This is a genomic window from Caproiciproducens sp. NJN-50, from assembly GCF_004103755.1.
GTDB lineage: Bacteria > Bacillota > Clostridia > Oscillospirales > Acutalibacteraceae > Caproicibacter.
Genome location: NZ_CP035283.1, coordinates 2,684,857 through 2,702,154 on the forward strand (window position 1 = coordinate 2,684,857; position 17,298 = coordinate 2,702,154).

Consider the following 17,298-nt stretch of genomic DNA (forward strand, 5'->3'; position numbering starts at 1 on the left):
GCCGGATATTTCATAAGGTGGGAACAAATTTATGTTGAAGGGAACGTATATCCGAAAATCAGAGCGGCATTTTATAAACATCTAATAAAAAGCTTTCCCAAATTTTCAGAAAAAATCTGAATTTTTTTCATAAGTTTAAGCAGGCCGGGATTTACCAGAAGCTCATCTTTCATTTCGGGCACACTATGGCGGGAGGTGATGAACAATGGACTTAGGTTCCGACAGCGGTATTCCCGGCATCCCCGCCGGCTCTGTTTTGCCGATCAACCAGGATTCCGATGAAAGCTATTTTCTGTCCCTGCCGGAAGAGACTCAGCAGGCACTTTTAAAACAAAATTTTTCTTCTGAGCAGCAGTTCCATAATGCCTTGGAACGTCAGAAGGAAAAAGAATAGAGAAAAAAAGCGGGCGGCCCTGAAAAGGGCTGCCCGCCGTATGATGTTGCTTACTCTTTTTCAAGGACCTGGAACCGGGAAACCAGCTGATTCAGCAGGCCCGCCTGTGCGCTCAGCTCTTCGCTGGAGGCTGCACTCTCTTCCGCCGTCGCGGAATTGGACTGAACAATGGCGGAAATCTGCTCCACGGAACGGCAAGAGTCTGGGAGCCCGCCGACACCTGGTCCGCGCCAGAGATTTGACCTGATCGGCAGTAATCGGTCCGAATCAGGAAAGCCGGGTCTTGAAATCCTCATAGTTGAACTCCCTGACGAGGCGGAAGCCCTCGGATTCCCCGTAGAGGAGGATCGCCGGAAGCCCGATCCCATTGAACGTGTTGTTCTTCACCATGGAGTAGATCGCCATGTCGCGGAAAACCAGCCGGTCTCCGGGCCTAAGCGGTTTTGGGAAGGAATAATCGCCGATGACGTCGCCCGCGAGGCAGGTCGGCCCGCCGAGGCGGTACGTATACGGCGTCTCCCCCGGTTTCCCCGCGTCCACGATTTCCGGGCGGTAAGGCATTTCCAGCACATCGGGCATATGGCACGCCGCAGAGGTGTCCAGAATGGCAATCCCCATTCCGTTCTCCATCACGTCCAGCACGGTGGAAACCAGAAATCCCGCGTTCAGCGCAATCGCTTCGCCCGGCTCCAGATAAACCTGCACGCCATACCTGTCGTGAATCCGGCGGATGCAGTCTTTCAGCAGGTCGAGACGGTAGCCCGGTTTGGTAATATGGTGCCCGCCCCCGAAATTGACCCATTTCATCCGGGACAAAAAGCGGCCGAACTTTTCCTCGAATACCCGCAGGGTACGGTCGAGCGTTTCCGCGCCCTGCTCGCACATTGTGTGGAAATGCAGCCCTTCGATTCCTTCCAGCTCTTCCGGGCGGAAGTTCCCAGGCGTTACGCCGAGGCGTGAGAACTCTCCGCAGGGATCGTAAATGCCGGTCTCGATCTCCGAGTACTCCGGATTGACGCGGATGCCGCAGCTCACTTTTCCGCCGCTGTTGCGCACCGCGCCTCTGAACTTTTCCCATTGGGAAAACGAATTGAATACAACGTGGTCGCTGTATTCCAGAATCTGATCAAACTCGTCCTCCCGGTAGGCGGGAGCGTAGATGTGGACTTCCTTCCCCATTTCTTCCCGTGCCAGCCTCGCCTCGAACAGGGAGCTGGAAGCGGCGCCGTCCAGGTATTTTCCGATCAGCGGATAAACGGAAAACATCGAAAACGCCTTCTGCGCCAGCAAAATCCGGCAGCCGGTCTCTTTCCGCACGGAATCGAGAATTTTCAGGTTTTCAGTAAGCAGTTGCTTGTCGATTACGTAGCACGGCGTGGGCGGAATCATCGGATCAAACATCATTCCCACCGTCAGCCGATCAGCGCCGGGGAAAAATCCTCGCGCCAGGGCAGCCCGCAGCGGTTCATCGCGTCCATGTACGGGTCCGGATCGAATTCCTCCACATTGAAGACCCCGGGCTTTTTCCATTTCCCGGTCAGCACCATCATCGCGCCGATCATCGCGGGAACGCCGGCCGTGTAGGCGACGGCCTGACTGCCGACTTCGCGGTAACACGCCTGGTGGTCGCAGATATTATAAACGTAATAGGTACGCTCTTTTCCGTCCTTGACGCCCTGAAAAATGCAGCCGATGTTGGTTTTGCCCTTTGTCCTTGGGCCGAGGGTGGAGGGGTCCGGCAGGACCGCTTTCAGGAATTGAAGCGGTACGATCTGCTTTCCCTCGAACTCGATCGGTTCGATCGAAGTCATTCCGACGTCTTCCAGCGCCCGCAGATGGTCCAGATAGCTCTGGGAAAACGTCATCCAGAACCGGATGCGCTGAATTCCCTTGATATTCTTCGCAAGGGATTCCAGTTCCTCGTGGTGCAGCAGATAAATATCCTTCGGCCCGATCTCCGGCAGATCGTACACCCGTTTGATTGCCATCGGTTCCGTTTCGACAAAGCGGCCGTTTTCAAAGTAGCTGCCCTTCGCGCTGACTTCGCGGATATTGATCTCCGGGTTAAAGTTGGTGGCAAACTTATAGCCGTGGTCGCCGGCGTTCGCGTCGACAATGTCGATGGAATGAATTTCGTCAAAGCAGTGCTTTTGGGCATAGGCGGAATAAACGCCCGTCACGCCCGGGTCGAATCCGCTGCCGAGCAGCGCGGTGATGCCGGCCTTCTCATAGCGGTCGCGGTAGTCCCACTGCCACTTATATTCAAAGTGCGCGGTTTCGGGCGGCTCGTAGTTTGCCGTGTCCACATAGTCGACCCTCGCTTCCAGGCAGGCGTCCATGATATGAAGGTCCTGATAGGGCAGCGCCACATTGATGACGATGTCCGGTTTTTCCCTCCGGATCAGCTGAACCAGCTCCGCCACGTTGTCCGCGTCAACCTGAGCGGTCGAAACCTTCGTTTTCCCGCCTTCCAATTTCTTCTTCAGCGCGTCGCATTTGCTTTTGGTCCGACTCGCAATGCAGAGTTCCTCAAAGACCTCCGGATTCTGACAGCATTTATGCGCGACAACGCTTGCTACGGCCCCCGCGCCGATCATCATAGCTTTTCCCATACCGGGTACCTCCTCTGGTTTATTCTTCTTCTTTCATCGGCTCCACTTTTTCCAACAGGTCGTTGACATAGGTCGGCAGCGAAAACGCCCCGACGTGGAGCTTCGTGTTATAGTATCGGGTCACAAGGCCCAAACGATTCCATTCCTCCGCCCGCAAGTCTTCCACCGGGCGCAATTTTTTGGAAGCGAAGCCGAACAGCCAGTGTCCCGACGAGTAGGTCGGAATATGCGCCTGATAGACCCGGCTGACCGGGAACGACTGCACGATCCTCTGGTGCGCGCGCTGCATGGCCACCGCGTCGTTGTGGTAAAACGGGCTCTCCTGCTGATTGACGAGAATCCCGTCCTCGTCAAGTGCCTTAAAGCAGTTGCCGTAGAACTCCTTGGTGAACAGCCCCTCTCCCGGCCCAAACGGGTCGGTGGAATCCACTAAGATCAGGTCGTATTCGTCCCGTTTGTCACGGACAAAGCGGAGCCCGTCCTCATAGAAAACGCGAACCCTGGGGTCGTCCAGTCTGCAGGCGGTCTGCGGCAGGTACTTTTTACAGGCCTCGACCACTTCGCGGTCGATCTCAACCAGGTCAATGCGCTCAATGCCCGGATAGCGCGTCAGCTCGCGCACCGCTCCGCCGTCTCCCCCGCCGATCACCAGAATCCGTTTTGCGGAAGGATTCACAGCCATCGGCACATGCGCGATCATCTCATGATAAATGAACTCGTCTTTCTCCGTCAGCATCATGAAACCGTCCAGCGTTAGAAAGCGGCCGAATTCCGGCGACTCAAAAATATCGATGCGCTGGAATTCGCTCTGGCTGCTGTAAAGCTGACGGTCCACCTTGATGGAAAAATTGACGTTTTTCGTATGTTTTTCGGTAAACCACAATTCCATCGTCAAATCTCCTTCAGAACCTGAATCGTTTTCATGCTGACATCCCGCATGCCGGTCAGCATGGCGCCCTTTTCTCCGGCATAGCGAACATATTCTACAATTTCCCGGGTAATTCGTTCTCCCGGGGCCACGACCGGAATGCCGGGCGGATAACACATGACGGATTCCCCGCTGATGCGCCCGGCGCTCAGTTCCACCGGAACCGGCTCTTTTTCGGCGTAGAACGCCTTCTGGGGCCGTTCGACCACCTGGGGCGGAATGTATTCCTGCGTGAGCAATCCGCTCTTGTCGCGCTCGTAGCGGCGCTTGATCTCGGAAAGGGCCGCAACCAGCCGCTCCGCATCAAGAGCGCGGTCTCCCATGGAAATGTAGGCGAGGATGTTGCCGAGGTCCCCGAACTCGATCTGAATATCGTATTCGTCCCGCAGCAGGTCATACACCTCGATCCCCGCCAGCCCGATGTCCAGCGTGTGGACCGAAAGCTTGGTCACGTCGAAGTCGTAAACGGTCCCGTCGTTGACCAGTTCCCGCGAAAACGCGTAATAACCGCCGATGCGATTGATCTCTTCACGGAGATACTCCGCCATGGAAACCACGCGCCGGAAGATTTCCCCGCCCCGCAGCGCGAGATTGCGGCGGGAGACATCCAGCGAGGACATGAGCAGGTAGGAAGCGCTGGTGGTCTGCGTCAGGTTGACGATCTGGTCGACATAGCTTTCATCCACGGCCGGACCGGTGAGCAGAAGGGAACTCTGGGTCAGCGAGCCGCCGGATTTGTGCATGCTGACCGCGGACAGGTCGGCTCCCGCCGCCATGGCGGAGACCGGCAGTCCCTCGCCGAAATAGAAATGGGTTCCGTGCGCCTCGTCGGCCAGAACGAGCATATGGTGTTTGTGCGCCAGCTCCACAATGGATTTCAGATCGGAGCAGATGCCGTAATAAGTCGGATTGTTCACAAAAACAGCTTTTGCGTCCGGATTTTCCTCGATCGCCCGGCTCACGTCCGAAAGCGACATCCCCAGGGAAATCCCAAGGCGCCGGTCGATGCCGGGGTTGACATAAACCGGAACCGCGCCGCAGAGAATCAGCGCGCTGATCGCGCTGCGGTGAACGTTGCGCGGCATGATGATTTTTTCGCCCTTCTTGCAGACGCTCATGATCATGCTCTGCACCGCGGACGTGGTGCCGTTCACCATGAAGAAAGCGTGGTGCGCGCCGAACGCCCCGGCGGCCAGTTCCTCCGCTTCCCGAATCACCGAGGAGGGATGGCAGAGGTTGTCCAGCGGCTTCATCGAGTTGACGTCCACCGTCAGGCATTTTTCCCCCAGGAATTCCGTCAGTTCGGGATTCCCCCTGCCGCGTTTGTGGCCGGGCACGTCAAACGGGACGATCCGCATGTCTTTAAAGCGGTTCAGGGCCTCCAGAAGCGGAGCCCGCTCCTGCCCCGTCAATGTTCCGCTCCCTCCGGCGTATCATAGACGTTCGCGCCGCTGAAAATCTCGATCATTTCCCTGCGCAGATTCTCCGTGATCGTCAGGCGCAGCTTGGGCGGAAGCTCATACACATCCGTGTTGAACAGATAATTCTGAAGGTCGATGTCCTTGATGAGCAGCTTCGTGTGGAACAGGTTGGCCTGATAGACGTTGATGTCGATCGCATCGTATTTCAGGAGGGTGGCGGCGTCAATATAATCCTGAATGGACGTGATCTTATGGTCCATAAAGAGTTTCTTTCCGCTGAAATCGCGCGTGAAGCCGCGGACGCGGTAATCGGCCGTGATGATGTCGGAGTCGAAGCTGCCGATCAGATAATTCAGCGTGTTGAGAGGAGAGATCTCTCCGCAGGTGGAAATGTCGATGTCCACGCGGAAGGTCGCGATCGCGTTGTCCGGATGATACTCCGGATAGGTATGCACGGTCGCGTGGCTTTTGTTCAGATGCGCGACGACCTCGCTGCCGGTGCCGTGGAGCACGCCCCTGCCCAGATTGCAGGAGCTGTCGATCTCATCGGGAGGAAACGCCTGCTCGGCAATCAGGAACGCGACGCTCGCGCCCTGCGGGTCGTAATCCTGCTTGCTCACATTCAGGACCTGGGCGCCGATCATTTCCGTCACGCGGTAAAGAATATCGGTCAGACGTTCCGAGTTGTACTGCTCGTCGATATATGCAATATAATCACGCTGCTCCCGTGCGCTTTTCGCGTAGCAAACATCATAAATGTTAAAGCTGAGCGATTTGGTAAGATTGTTGAAGCCGTAAAGTTTCAGCTTGTTTTCCAACCGTAACACCCGACCTTTCCCGGATTTAAAGCATTATGCGAATCACGAATTTTTTTTAAAAACAGCTGAAAAACCATTGAATTTCATGAATTTTACGGGTTAATCCTAAAAGATCTTCCTTATTCTCCGATTTTCATGTTTTTCTTGATAAATTCTCTTTAAAAAATCAATATATATTATATACAGAAATCCCTATTAGTCAAGGGAATTTCCCGGATTGCCCGATAAAATTTGGGCGCTGTCCAAAAGCCGGCGCTTCGGATTGCCTTTTCTGTTTTTTCATCCGCGGTTCAGTCTGCAAAACATCCGCGCCGATCAGGCGGATGTCTCCATCTCCATGAATAAGGTTTACCGAACCGCCGCAATTCATTCCGCAGTGTCCCATTTCTCACCGCAGTCCCAAGAGAGAAGAAGCATTTGAAAGGCAACAAGGCGGTATTTACCGGGAACTCCCGGCAAATACCGCCTTGTTGCCTTTTGAAATTGGAATTGGGTCTTGCTTATTTCAGTTCTTCCGTCGGGATTTCGTCCATATCGTCAAACGCGCGGTTTTCCCCGGCCATAGCCCAGATGAACGCATAGTTTGAAGTGCCGCAGCCCGCGTGGATCGACCAGCTCGGATTGATGACAGCCTGCTCGTTGTGCATGACGATGTGCCTGGTTTCCCGTCCCTCGCCCATCAGATGGAACACAACATTGTCTTTGGGAATATTGAAATACAGGTAGACTTCCATCCGCCTTTCGTGCGTGTGAACCGGCATCGTGTTCCAAACGCTTCCGGGCTCCAGAATCGTGCAGCCCATGGAAAGCTGGCAGGTCTGCAGAACGTCCGGGTGGACAAACTGGTTGATCGTCCTCAGGTTGCTGGTCCCGGAAGATCCCAGCCTGCGGTGGATTGCTTTTTCAAACGGGATCAGGGTCGTGGGACAAGCGCAGTGAGCCGGAGTGGAACACATGTAAAATTTGGGAGGCCGCGCTGCGTCCACGGCCTTGAAAACCACTTCTTTGGTGCCCATGGAAAGGTATAAACCGCACAAATGCCCGACCGCATACTCCCTGCCGTCGGCGATGACAATCCCGTCGCCGCCGATGTTGATCATGCCCAGTTCCCGGCGCTCCAAAAAACAGTGAACGCCGAAATTTTTCCAGCAGTCGATGTTTTGATCCAGGCGGACCTCCCGGACGACAGGCATGGCGCCCATGGTGACGATGCGGTCGATGTGGGAATAGGTGGCCGTGACGTCGTCCGGCTCAAAGAGTCTCTCGATCAGAAATTCCTTTCTGATTTCTTCGGTCGTGTAATGTTTAAAGTCTTTCTGGTTTGCTGAATAGCGTATGTCCAAGGTAATCCCTCCAGATGAATCATGAGAACGGTCAGGGCTGTTTGCCGATATAGGCCAGAATTCCGCCGTCCACATAAAGAATGTGTCCATTTACAAAATTGGATGCTTCGGAAGCGAGAAAAACAGCCGGCCCCATCAGGTCGTCGGTTTTCCCCCAGCGGGCCGCCGGGGTCTTTGAGATGATAAATTTGTTGAACGGATGATCAGGGGTGCGAAGCGGGGCGGTCTGCGGCGTTTCAATGTACCCGGGGCCGATGCCGTTGCACTGGATGTTGTACTGTCCGTATTCGGACGCGATATTCCGGGTCAGCATCTTCAGGCCGCCTTTGGCTGCGGCGTAAGCGCTGACGGTCTCTCTGCCAAGCTCGCTCATCATGGAGCAGATATTGATGATTTTGCCGTGGCCGCGGCGGATCATGCCGGGAATCACAGCCTTGGAGACAATAAACGGGGCGTTGAGATCAACGTCGATCACCTGGCGGAATTCCGACGCCGCCATGTCGCACATGGGGATGCGCTTGATGATCCCCGCGTTGTTCACCAGGATGTCGATCGGCCCGGCTTCGGACTCCGCTTTTTCAACAAGGCTTTTTACCTGATCCTCGTCGGTCACGTCGCAGACATAGCCGTGGGCCTGGATGTTCCGCTCTGCATACGCATCGAGGCCCTTATCGACAAGTTCCTGCCTCAGATCGTTAAACACGATTTTCGCTCCAGCCTGTGAGAAAGCGGTTGCAAGCGCCATTCCGATTCCGTAGGATGCGCCCGTTACAAGAGCCGTTTTCCCTTTCAGGGAAAATTGATTTAAAATATCCATCTTTAACCTCCAAATCATAGCTTGCCGTTCTTTTATCAACGGCCGGGGCACAGGCCGTTTCGACCCGGACCCTTCCGTATCAAAGCGCCGCTAAACGAAATCCTCCCGCATCGGAGTAAAAATATCCAGCAGCACGCCGGCTTTCAGGCAGGTGCAGCCATGCTCGACGCCATTCAGTTTCAACATGGTGTCTCCTGCTTTCACAATTCTTTTTTCTCCATCGATATTGAATTCAAATTCCCCGCTGACCACGTAGGTAATCTGTGTATGCGGATGATGATGGAGCGCGCCCGCCGCACCCTGTGCGAACGTGTTTTCCACGCACATCAGGTCTTTGCTGTACGCCAGTGTTCTCCTGACGACGCCTTTTCCATTATCGAAGGGTTCCGCTTCCCCGTGAAACACCCATCTTTGATTTAACATTCTGCTTTTTTCTCCTTATTCCATTTATCTTTTTTTCCAAAAGCCTTTTTAGCGGTAGGCCAAACGATGCTTAAAACGCCGACAAGAATAAACAAAAATGACACGGGGCGCGTGAAGAACATGGCATAGCTGCCGTTCGCGTAGCTGATGCTATTTCTGAAATAGCTTTCCAAATTGCCGCTCAGGACGAAAGAGAGGAGAAGCGGGCTCACCGGGATCTTGGCGATTTTCATCACGATGCCCAGCGCACAGCAGGCCAGCATCATGTAGATATCAAAAATGCTGTTCGCCGCCGTAAATGCGCCGATGAAGCAGATGACCAAAATGGCGCTGTACAAAAAGTGGTATGGGATTTTCAAAATCATCGGAAACCATCTTTTGGTTGCCAGTTCAACAATGAGTACAACGATCGCGCTTACAAGGACGCACGCAAAGACCAGGTATGATATTTCAGGATTCGACGACATCAGAAGCGGTCCCGGCTGCAGCCCGTGAATCATCATGCCCGTCAGCAGCATCGCCGTAATGCTGTCTCCCGGAATGCCGAGCGCGATCATCGGGATAATCGCGCCGCCGACAGAGGCGTTATTCGACGTTTCCGAAGCCCAAATGCCCCCCGGATAACCGGTTCCGAACAATTCGGAGTGTTTGCTGCTGGATTTTGCCTGTGCATAAGCGATCAGATTGGACACCCCGGACCCTATTCCGGGCAGAAAGCCCACCCAGAGTCCCAGCAAAAATGACCGGACGATGGTCCCGATATGCTCCGTAAAATCCTGCCTTTTGAGCCCAAGTCCTTTTAAATTCGCTTTTTTGACCTCAGGCAGCTCCTGCGAACCCTTCGCAAAGTTTTCCACGACCTGCAAACAGGCAAACACACCCAGCGTGATGGCGATCAGGCTGATGCCGTTGTCCAGATTATGGTTCCCAAACGTGAACCGCAGAACACCGGAAACGCTGTCCATTCCGAAGTAACCGAGCAGCAGACCGATTGCGGTCGACAAAAGGCATTTGAACATACTGCCTTCCGCCAGAGCCGACACCAGCGTGATGGCGCAGAAGCACAGGCTGAAGTACTCCCACGGGCCAAGCATCAGGGCCAGCTGGGCGATCAGCGGGCTTAAAAAGGTAGCGATCAGAATGGAGCCGAGCGTTCCGATAAACGACGCGATGATCCCGATCGAAAGCGCTTTGGAGGCCTCGCCCTTCTGCGTCATCGGATAAGCGTCAAAGGTCGTCGCGATGGATGAGGAGGCGCCCGGAATTCCCATCAACGTCGCCGAGATGAAAGCGCCGGACACGCCTCCAATATACATGGCCAAAAGCATGCAGAAGCTGGTTTCCGTATCCATGCTGAACGTTACAGGGAGCAGGAGGGAAATGCCAATCGCCGCGCTCAGGCCCGGTATGGCTCCGAAAATAATGCCTACAATACAGGTCCCCACGATCAGAAGAAAATGAACAGGCTGAAAACAGATCAGCAGACTTGTCAGATAGGTACTCATGATTCACCCCTTAAAATATGCCCAACACACCTTCGGGCAGACTGATGGCAAAACCTTTCGTAAAGATCAGGTAAAGCGCGGCTGTCAGGGCAACCGCAATCACCGCGGACAGCGCCGCCGGCACCTTTTTTCCGCCGCTCAGCATTTTGATCAGAACAAACGATATGACCGGGGTCGATATGTTAAAGCCGAGGAACTGAAGCCCGACGGCATAGAGGACCATCACGCCGAAAGCGACGAAAAGCCGTTTCCAGCCGTCCTTCGCCAGATAAGCCTCATCTTCCTCCCGTTTCAGCAGCGATTCGACAAGCATGCCTAATCCGCATACCGCCATCAGCGCTTCCGCAATAATTGGCATCAGGGTCGGTCCCGGCTCGACCAGGTTCGCCGGCGTTCTGATCTCCTGTGTGTGATAAAAAAAGAACGCGGCGGCCAATACGGCTCCAATCCCGACAATGCCGTCTTTTTTGAGCGTTTTTTCTCCCAATGGGATTCCCTCCTTTTTTCTGCGCTTGCCTCCCGTTACTGCTTCACACTGTAAATGCCGAGGTCCTTCGCCACCTTCACGGCGCTGTCGTATTCTTCCTGGTACATCTTCTGGGATTCCTGGACGTCGTGCCACTCGGCAATCTGGCCCATCTGTTTCATGCCCTTGGTGTATTCCGAGTCCGCGGACGCGATGTTTTTCAGGGAGGCGTTGATCTTTTCGACCAGGTCCTGGCTCATGCCGGCAGGCCCGACCAGGTAATAGCTCGTACCCCAGGCGACATTCTGATACCCCTGCTCCTGGACGGATTTATAGTTCTGTTTCTGCGCCGCGGCGGCGTCAAAATCTTCAATTTTCGCCCCGTCCGTCCCGATCGTGGCCAGGACCTTCAGCTTGCCCGCCTTCTCATATTCGAGCCCGTTGCTCAGCGAAATGCTTCCGATATCAATAAATCCGCCCGCGAGATTCGTCAGCCGGTCCGTTTCTTCGGCGCACTGCACATTGTTGAACTTGACTCCGCACTCCGACTCGATTTTTCCCAGCATAAACTGTGTCGTTCCGCCCGGAGCCATGCCCGCCTTTACGATTCCCGGATGGGTTTTGCAGTAATCGACCATTTCCTTGAACGTGTTGTAGGGAGCGTCTTTCCTCGCCGCGATGCAGCGAAGCCCGTTGTTCCCGATGGCCGCTATCACCGTTACCTGCTTGGCCGGATCGACCTCGCTGGTTCCGGTAATATACTGCGTCATGATCGCCGTGTGCGCCACACAGAGATTCGCGCCGTCCGGCTTCTGGTTTGCAATGTTCTGAAAGCACACGGCGGTATTGTCGTAATTGTAGACCGAGAAATTGATCCCCTGCTCCTTATTGAGCCCCGTGGAAAGATACCTGGTCGTCAGATCGGAACCGCCCCCGGCCTTTCCGGGCACCATCAGGTTCACGGTTCCGGCCGGCCAGTTTACACTCGAGGCCGAATCGGCCTTTGACGCGCCGGAAGACGCGGAGCTCCCCCCGCCGCTCTGCGAACACGCGCAAAGCATGGACCCCAATAAACATACGGCTAAAACGCTTTCCAATACTTTTTTCATTTTCATACTCCTTTTTATTTTCTTGATGCTGATGCATCAGCTTTCCACGTAGAATACCTGGCGGCTCTCCATCAGGCCGTCCTCTTCGAGCCTTGCGAGATCCATGCGCTGAGGATTCCCAGGGACATCCGTCTGGCAGTAGAATCTGCCGTTCTTTTCTTCCGGCCGGTACAGCATATACTCCCCGACCGGCTTGCTGATCGGCTCATGGTACTCGATCAGCTCGTCCTCCCTGTACAGACACCCGAAAATCGCATTCAGGTATACCCTGCCGCCGGAAGAGAAGCGGACGTGGTGTTCCCTTGCCATGTCCCTGATCCGGATCAGGTCGTCCATCCGGCTCATTCTGCCGACGGACGGCTGCAAATGGTCCACGCCCTTCTCTATGTAGGTCTCATAGGCAAACGAGATCCTCATGGATTCCCCGAATGCGATTGGAATCGAGATCCCCATGTTCTTCAGCCGCTTGATCTCATTCATATCGTGCGAATGGACCGGCTCTTCCAGCCATGCGGGACGGTAAGGTCCCACAAGCTCTGAAAAATGGAATGCGGTTTCGGCGTCCCATTTTTGGTTGGCGTCTACCGCGATATCGATTTTGTCACCAACCGCCTTTCTGACCTTTTCCAGCCGCCTTACATCTCTTTCGATATCACTGCTGCCGACTTTGAATTTGACGGTCGTATACCCCTCTTCGGCATAACGGACCATGTCTTCCACCAGCGCGCTGTCGTCCAGTAAGATCGAACCTCCTCCCTTGTAGGCCGCGGCCCAGTCCTTTTTCGCGCCGAGGAAACGGTGCAGCGGCAGTCCTGCCCTCTGGGAAAGAATGTCCAGCATCATCAGGTCCAAAGAACCGACTTCCACTGCCTGCGGGCTTTGGAATCCGCTGTTCCGCACCTTCCAGTACAAATTTTTCCGCCACTCGTTGTAGCTTCTTTTCTCTCCGTTGAGAATGAGCGGAAGGATGTCTTTTATAAAACCGCGCCCGACGCAAAGGTGCGCGCAGGCGCCTTCTTCATCGTAGAGCTCAATGCATCCATGCTCGGGCGCAAATTTTCCCATCCCGCCCGTGCCGTCCTGAAAGGGCCTTGGCAGCGGAATCGGCTTAAAGCTGTAATATACCGCTTTTCGGAACTGGATTTGATCCTTAAAATCAAATGAAAACATCAGAAGCCTCCTAGGTGTTCGCGCTGAATTTTGTCTTATATTGTAACCGCTGCCGCGGGAAGGATCAATTCTTTTCCTGACCAAAAAGGCCTTTCGTTTTTATGCAGTACAACTTTGGATTTCAGTATGAATGAAAAACATTTCAATCGGCTTTTTTGCATTTCAGTTTTATTTCAACATGAAATGGATCCGATGCCTTCTCCTAAATTTTTTTTTACAAAATTCTTTGGGTTTATGGTATAATCGTACAGAAAAATATTATTTTGACGTCTCTTTTAGGAATGGGAGGAAATTATGTCGGGGATCGCTCTGTTTGCTCCGGACGATGAGACCTGCCATCAGGCGGAGGATTTTCTGAAAACAGCGAAAGACAGCCATATTTCTATCTTTAAAAGGAGCCAGACGGAAGACATCCTCGTGGAGGCCCAGAAAGCCATATCCGAGGGAGTCACTATCATCATTGCGAGGGGCCGTCAGGCGGAGATCATAAAAAAGAATACGAATGTCACCGTTGCGGACATCGTATTAACGGCTCAGGAACTTGGCCTTCTGATTCTGAAGGCCAAGAATATCATCGGCATCAATAAGCGCCGGATTTGCATCGGACTGTTCGGATGGGGGGAAATGTTCTGCGATACCACCTATTTTGAACAGCTGTATGACGTGACTTTGAGGCGTTATCCGCTGCACGAAGAGGAAGAATGGCGCAATGTAATCCGGAACTCGGTAAATGACGGGATTGACATTATCATCGGCGGCAAATCCGTTATGGAATACGCCGAGGCGATCGATATTCCCAGTCTCTACCTCTCGGGAACCGGGGAATCTCTGCGGGTCGCCATAAAAAATGCCGAGTCTCTTTACCATATGGCAAAAATCGAGGAGCGCAACTACGCTCAGTTTTCCACCGTGCTGGACAGTTCTTCCAACGGCATCATCAAACTGAGCAGCAACGGCAAGATCCTGATTTTGAACCGCATGATGGAGGAAATTATCGGCATTGGTTCGGACAAGCTGATTGGGCTTCCGATCAACCGCATTTTCAAGGAGATCAACCAGGAAAAGATTCTTGAGGTTTTAAACGGAGAAACCGAAAACTATTCCACGCTTCTCACTTTCCGAAACCAGGAGCTGGTTTTGATCATGGAGCCGATCATTGTCGATCAGGCGATCGAGGGAGGCATCCTTTCCTTCAACCGCTTGCACCGTATTAATGCCGCAAACAAAAATCAGCTGGAGAAGCAGTATCTCAGCGGTTATGTCGCGCACGCCACATTCGACGACATCAGTAAAAAAATGAAAGGGCTTTATAAGATCGTGGAAACCGCGAAGCTGTACGCCCTGTCTTCCAGCCCGATGCTGATCGAGTCGCTTTCCGGCCCCGAACTGGATGTGATCGCTCAGGGAATCCATAATTACAGCATGAGGAGAAACGGCCCATTCCTCATGATCAACATGGCCGGCATGACGGAAGATCAGCAGTCCGCCGCGCTGTTCGGCACGCCGGGGTCCCAGGACGGCGGCGCCCTTTTGGATGCGGATCACGGCACGCTTGTCATTCAAAGCATCGACAAGCTCAGCCTTCCCATCCAATACAAACTGACCAGAGCGATCCGCTCCAAAAGGATCTCCACCGGCAAACGGCCGTCAGACTTCACGATTTTTGACACGCGCATTATCGCCTGCACCGCAAAGGACCTGACCGAACTTAGAAAAAAGTACCTGTTTCGCTCCGATTTGTACTTCACTTTAAAGTCGCTCTGCCTCAGGATCCCGGAGCTGAAAGACAGGCCGGAAGACGTGGCCTTCCTGCTCAGCACCTACACCAGGCAATATATGCAGCAGTACTCCCGGTTTCACGTGCTGACCGGCCAGGCCAGGAAACTGCTCCTGGAATATCCCTGGGAAGGAAACAGCATTCAACTGCAGACTTTTTGCGAGCGGATGATTCTTACCGCGCAAAGCCGAAGCATCACGGAAGAATACGTGCTTTCCCTCCTGAATGAGCTTTACCATAACGACCTGAACATCTATGAGGACATGGCTTCTGAAAAACTCAAAAACGCGGAATTCCTTGACAAACTTGAGGACCCCATGTACAAACTGATTTACGGCGCCCTGCAAAAATACAAGGGAAACCGCAAGCTTGCCGCCGCCGAGCTTAAAATCAGCACCACGACTTTATGGCGTAAAATGAAAAAATACCAAATGACTCAAGACTGGCAGAAGTAGAAGGAACAACAGTATGGCATTACTGGGAACAACTCGGGAAGCGTGCGGTTTCGCCTCAACAATCACCGGCCGTGCGTGCGGGACGGTCAGACGGCAGCTTAATCGAAAAAGGAAGGACCTCCTTTTGCTAAAACAGTGCGGGCAGCGCCGACCGCACAAAAATGCAAAAGGAGGTCCTTTTATAACAATGGATGAAAAAGTTTACCGCAAAAACCGTCAATGACTGCTGCGGGCTGTTTTGACAAAGTCCCCGGGATTAGTGGAGCTCAGCCGATAAATTCTTTGACAATGGAGTTAAAACGCTCAGGTTCTTCAAAAAACAGAAGATGTCCGCGTTCTTCGAAAAGCTCAAGTTTGGAGTTTGGAATGTGTTCCTGGTTCCACACCTGCGCTCTCCAGTCTATAAAGCTCTTTTTGCCCCCGATAATCAGCGCCGGAATGGTAATCGTGGGAAGCACATCCCTCCAGTCGCCAAGCCAATGAGTAAAGGCAAGAGTGGCTGTATAATCAGCCGGCATCTTTATGTTCTCGGCTATGAGGGCGTTTTTGTCTTTTTCGGGGACCTGCTTTGTGAGAAGGCCTTCGATCAGTGCCTTTGAATACGCCGCTTTATCCTCACGGATCGCCTTGCAGTTCGCAAGCAATTCCTCATAGGTCCAAAGCCCGATCTCATTCTCCTTACATTTGAGCAGCCATGCGGGCTCATCGACGAGGATCATTTTCGACAGCCGCTCTGAGCCGAAGGTGTCCCAGTAACTCCATATGACGGAGCAGCCCATCGACCATCCCAGGATATTGACGTCCTTCAGATTCAGACCGACCAGCATATCATGGATATCCTTTGAAAGACGGGAAAGGCGGTAGCCATGATCCGGCTTTTCCGACTCGCCGTGGCCGCGCTGATCCACCGCAATCACCCTGAAATCCTTCGCCAGCTCCGGGATATTGTACCTGAACGCTTCCGAGGACTGCGCCCAGCCGTGGATCATGACAAGCGGCTTGCCGGAACCCGCTTCCAGATAGTGCAGTTTCGTTCCGTCGCTAACGGTAAAATACTTTGACATTATGCTGTCCATTTCAATTCTCCCCTTTAATTTTATCGTTTATTAAGCCGGGGACCAATTCACGGCGGTTTACACCACCTCCTAAATTCCGTCAGCACGAATTCAGCCCCCTGTGCGAATGGTGGACTGCAAGCTGTGCGCATTTATCGGTGAATAAAATTGCACCATTTATAGCGCAACAGGCTACGGCTGTCCACAACAGCCCGGTTTGCAATTAGACGTTAACGCCTTGCTTTTTACAGGGATCCAAGCAGCAGCCGAAGAAATATCGGTGCAAAAACATGCACCTTTTACTGCAACGGATTCTATAACATTTTCTCAGACAGGAGAGAAATAGCCGAAACTGCATTTTTCCCAATTTTGCTTTACAATAAAAGTAATTTTATTGTATAATTGAGAATGGTGTATTATACAGCTTTGAAACAGCCGCTTTTCTCAATCCCTTCGAATCCGCCCCGGCGCGGTCTTATTAATAGTGCTATTATTTTCACCATTAATATAATCCATTCTGTGGGATTTGTCAAGCAGCTTTAACAGATTTGTTTTGATACGAGAGAGTATAATGGAGGCAACAACGTGCAGTTGGTAGTTTTGGCGGGAGATCTGGGGCCTAAATGGTTCCATGTTGCTCTTCGTGCGATGGTGCTGATCGCGAGGTCGAACGGCATGATGACCAGTTCTCAGCTTGCGGAAAAGCTCGGGTGCGAAAATACCTATCTCAAGAAAATCATGATCCGCCTGGCGAAAAGCCATCTTATCGTATCATACCCCGGACGATACGGGGGATACTCACTCGGCAAGCCGGCTGGTCAAATCAAGGTGCTTGATGTTTATCAGGCGCTGGTCACGACGACACCGACTCCTTATTATTCAGTGCCGTCGACTGGCCCCGAGTATTATATTTCGCTGATCGTTACAAAGGGCGAAAAAGCGTTTCAAAGCGTGCTGAATGAATTTACGATGGAAGACCTTCTCGAGGACGGAGAAGACGAATGA

17 protein-coding genes are annotated in these 17,298 nt (G+C 53.1%); 3 read left to right on the forward strand and 14 right to left on the reverse strand.

The features are described 5' to 3' along the window. Positions 1-205: 205 nt before the first annotated feature. The gene (locus EQM14_RS13065) at positions 206-394 is read left to right on the forward strand and encodes a hypothetical protein (RefSeq protein ID WP_128743622.1); all 189 of its coding nucleotides are present in this window, start codon (positions 206-208) and stop codon (positions 392-394) included. A 50-nt stretch (positions 395-444) separates the two neighbouring features. Here the strand turns inward: EQM14_RS13065 and EQM14_RS13070 are convergent, their stop codons facing one another. From EQM14_RS13070 to EQM14_RS13130, 13 genes are all read right to left on the reverse strand, one after another. Beyond that, positions 445-690, reverse strand: a complete 246-nt coding sequence (locus tag EQM14_RS13070) for a hypothetical protein (protein ID WP_128743623.1) — start codon at positions 688-690, stop codon at positions 445-447. After that, positions 662-1,798, reverse strand: coding sequence for a carboxynorspermidine decarboxylase (nspC, locus tag EQM14_RS13075; protein WP_128743624.1), 1,137 nt, complete (start codon positions 1,796-1,798; stop codon positions 662-664). The genes EQM14_RS13070 and nspC overlap by 29 nt, the downstream gene beginning before the upstream one ends. A gap of 8 nt (positions 1,799-1,806) precedes the next feature. Further along, positions 1,807-3,006, reverse strand: coding sequence for a saccharopine dehydrogenase family protein (locus EQM14_RS13080; protein ID WP_128743625.1), 1,200 nt, complete (start codon positions 3,004-3,006; stop codon positions 1,807-1,809). Between the two features lie 19 nt (positions 3,007-3,025). Then, positions 3,026-3,895 (reverse strand): polyamine aminopropyltransferase, encoded by an 870-nt coding sequence (speE, locus tag EQM14_RS13085; protein ID WP_128743626.1) that lies wholly within the window; start codon positions 3,893-3,895, stop codon positions 3,026-3,028. Positions 3,896-3,897: 2 nt separating this feature from the next. After that, positions 3,898-5,346, reverse strand: coding sequence for an aminotransferase class I/II-fold pyridoxal phosphate-dependent enzyme (locus EQM14_RS13090; RefSeq protein WP_128743627.1), 1,449 nt, complete (start codon positions 5,344-5,346; stop codon positions 3,898-3,900). Next, on the reverse strand, positions 5,343-6,182 hold the full coding sequence (gene speD, locus EQM14_RS13095; protein WP_128743628.1) for an adenosylmethionine decarboxylase: 840 nt from the start codon (positions 6,180-6,182) through the stop codon (positions 5,343-5,345). The genes EQM14_RS13090 and speD overlap by 4 nt, the downstream gene beginning before the upstream one ends. Before the next feature lie 491 nt (positions 6,183-6,673). Next, entirely contained in the window at positions 6,674-7,516 is an 843-nt protein-coding gene (gene kduI / locus EQM14_RS13100) for a 5-dehydro-4-deoxy-D-glucuronate isomerase (RefSeq protein WP_128743629.1), read from the reverse strand. A gap of 31 nt (positions 7,517-7,547) precedes the next feature. Further along, positions 7,548-8,333, reverse strand: a complete 786-nt coding sequence (locus EQM14_RS13105; RefSeq protein ID WP_128743630.1) for a gluconate 5-dehydrogenase — start codon at positions 8,331-8,333, stop codon at positions 7,548-7,550. Between the two features lie 90 nt (positions 8,334-8,423). Next, positions 8,424-8,756, reverse strand: a complete 333-nt coding sequence (locus EQM14_RS13110; protein WP_128743631.1) for a cupin domain-containing protein — start codon at positions 8,754-8,756, stop codon at positions 8,424-8,426. Beyond that, entirely contained in the window at positions 8,750-10,261 is a 1,512-nt protein-coding gene (locus tag EQM14_RS13115) for a tripartite tricarboxylate transporter permease (protein ID WP_128743632.1), read from the reverse strand. Before EQM14_RS13115 ends, EQM14_RS13110 begins: the two co-directional genes overlap by 7 nt. Before the next feature lie 10 nt (positions 10,262-10,271). Beyond that, complete coding sequence (locus EQM14_RS13120) at positions 10,272-10,748, reverse strand: tripartite tricarboxylate transporter TctB family protein (RefSeq protein ID WP_164919084.1); 477 nt, start codon at positions 10,746-10,748, stop codon at positions 10,272-10,274. A gap of 35 nt (positions 10,749-10,783) precedes the next feature. Beyond that, positions 10,784-11,836 carry a tripartite tricarboxylate transporter substrate binding protein gene (locus EQM14_RS13125; protein ID WP_164919085.1) on the reverse strand — a complete coding sequence of 351 codons (1,053 nt, stop codon included), beginning with the start codon at positions 11,834-11,836 and terminating at the stop codon, positions 10,784-10,786. Between the two features lie 36 nt (positions 11,837-11,872). Then, on the reverse strand, positions 11,873-13,006 hold the full coding sequence (locus EQM14_RS13130; RefSeq protein WP_128743635.1) for an enolase C-terminal domain-like protein: 1,134 nt from the start codon (positions 13,004-13,006) through the stop codon (positions 11,873-11,875). A 294-nt stretch (positions 13,007-13,300) separates the two neighbouring features. Here EQM14_RS13130 and EQM14_RS13135 point away from each other — a divergent pair, with 294 nt between their 5' ends. Then, positions 13,301-15,238 carry a PrpR N-terminal domain-containing protein gene (locus EQM14_RS13135; RefSeq protein WP_128743636.1) on the forward strand — a complete coding sequence of 646 codons (1,938 nt, stop codon included), beginning with the start codon at positions 13,301-13,303 and terminating at the stop codon, positions 15,236-15,238. Positions 15,239-15,504: 266 nt separating this feature from the next. Here EQM14_RS13135 and EQM14_RS13140 read toward each other — a convergent pair whose 3' ends face one another. Next, positions 15,505-16,314 carry an alpha/beta fold hydrolase gene (locus tag EQM14_RS13140; protein ID WP_128743637.1) on the reverse strand — a complete coding sequence of 270 codons (810 nt, stop codon included), beginning with the start codon at positions 16,312-16,314 and terminating at the stop codon, positions 15,505-15,507. 564 nt (positions 16,315-16,878) lie between these two features. Between EQM14_RS13140 and EQM14_RS13145 the strand changes: the two genes are divergently transcribed. Next, the gene (locus EQM14_RS13145; protein WP_128743638.1) at positions 16,879-17,298 is read left to right on the forward strand and encodes an Rrf2 family transcriptional regulator; all 420 of its coding nucleotides are present in this window, start codon (positions 16,879-16,881) and stop codon (positions 17,296-17,298) included.

Excerpts from the sequence above, each read along its gene's own strand:
- EQM14_RS13065 (WP_128743622.1), top strand. The coding sequence starts at position 206 with ATGGACTTAGGTTCCGACAGCGGTATTCCCGGCATCCCCGCCGGCTCT.
- EQM14_RS13070 (WP_128743623.1), bottom strand. The coding sequence starts at position 690 with ATGAGGATTTCAAGACCCGGCTTTCCTGATTCGGACCGATTACTGCCG.
- nspC (WP_128743624.1), bottom strand. The coding sequence starts at position 1,798 with ATGATGTTTGATCCGATGATTCCGCCCACGCCGTGCTACGTAATCGAC.
- EQM14_RS13080 (WP_128743625.1), bottom strand. The coding sequence starts at position 3,006 with ATGGGAAAAGCTATGATGATCGGCGCGGGGGCCGTAGCAAGCGTTGTC.
- speE (WP_128743626.1), bottom strand. The coding sequence starts at position 3,895 with ATGGAATTGTGGTTTACCGAAAAACATACGAAAAACGTCAATTTTTCC.
- EQM14_RS13105 (WP_128743630.1), bottom strand. The coding sequence starts at position 8,333 with ATGGATATTTTAAATCAATTTTCCCTGAAAGGGAAAACGGCTCTTGTA.
- EQM14_RS13110 (WP_128743631.1), bottom strand. The coding sequence starts at position 8,756 with ATGTTAAATCAAAGATGGGTGTTTCACGGGGAAGCGGAACCCTTCGAT.
- EQM14_RS13115 (WP_128743632.1), bottom strand. The coding sequence starts at position 10,261 with ATGAGTACCTATCTGACAAGTCTGCTGATCTGTTTTCAGCCTGTTCAT.
- EQM14_RS13125 (WP_164919085.1), bottom strand. The coding sequence starts at position 11,836 with ATGAAAAAAGTATTGGAAAGCGTTTTAGCCGTATGTTTATTGGGGTCC.
- EQM14_RS13130 (WP_128743635.1), bottom strand. The coding sequence starts at position 13,006 with ATGTTTTCATTTGATTTTAAGGATCAAATCCAGTTCCGAAAAGCGGTA.
- EQM14_RS13135 (WP_128743636.1), top strand. The coding sequence starts at position 13,301 with ATGTCGGGGATCGCTCTGTTTGCTCCGGACGATGAGACCTGCCATCAG.
- EQM14_RS13140 (WP_128743637.1), bottom strand. The coding sequence starts at position 16,314 with ATGGACAGCATAATGTCAAAGTATTTTACCGTTAGCGACGGAACGAAA.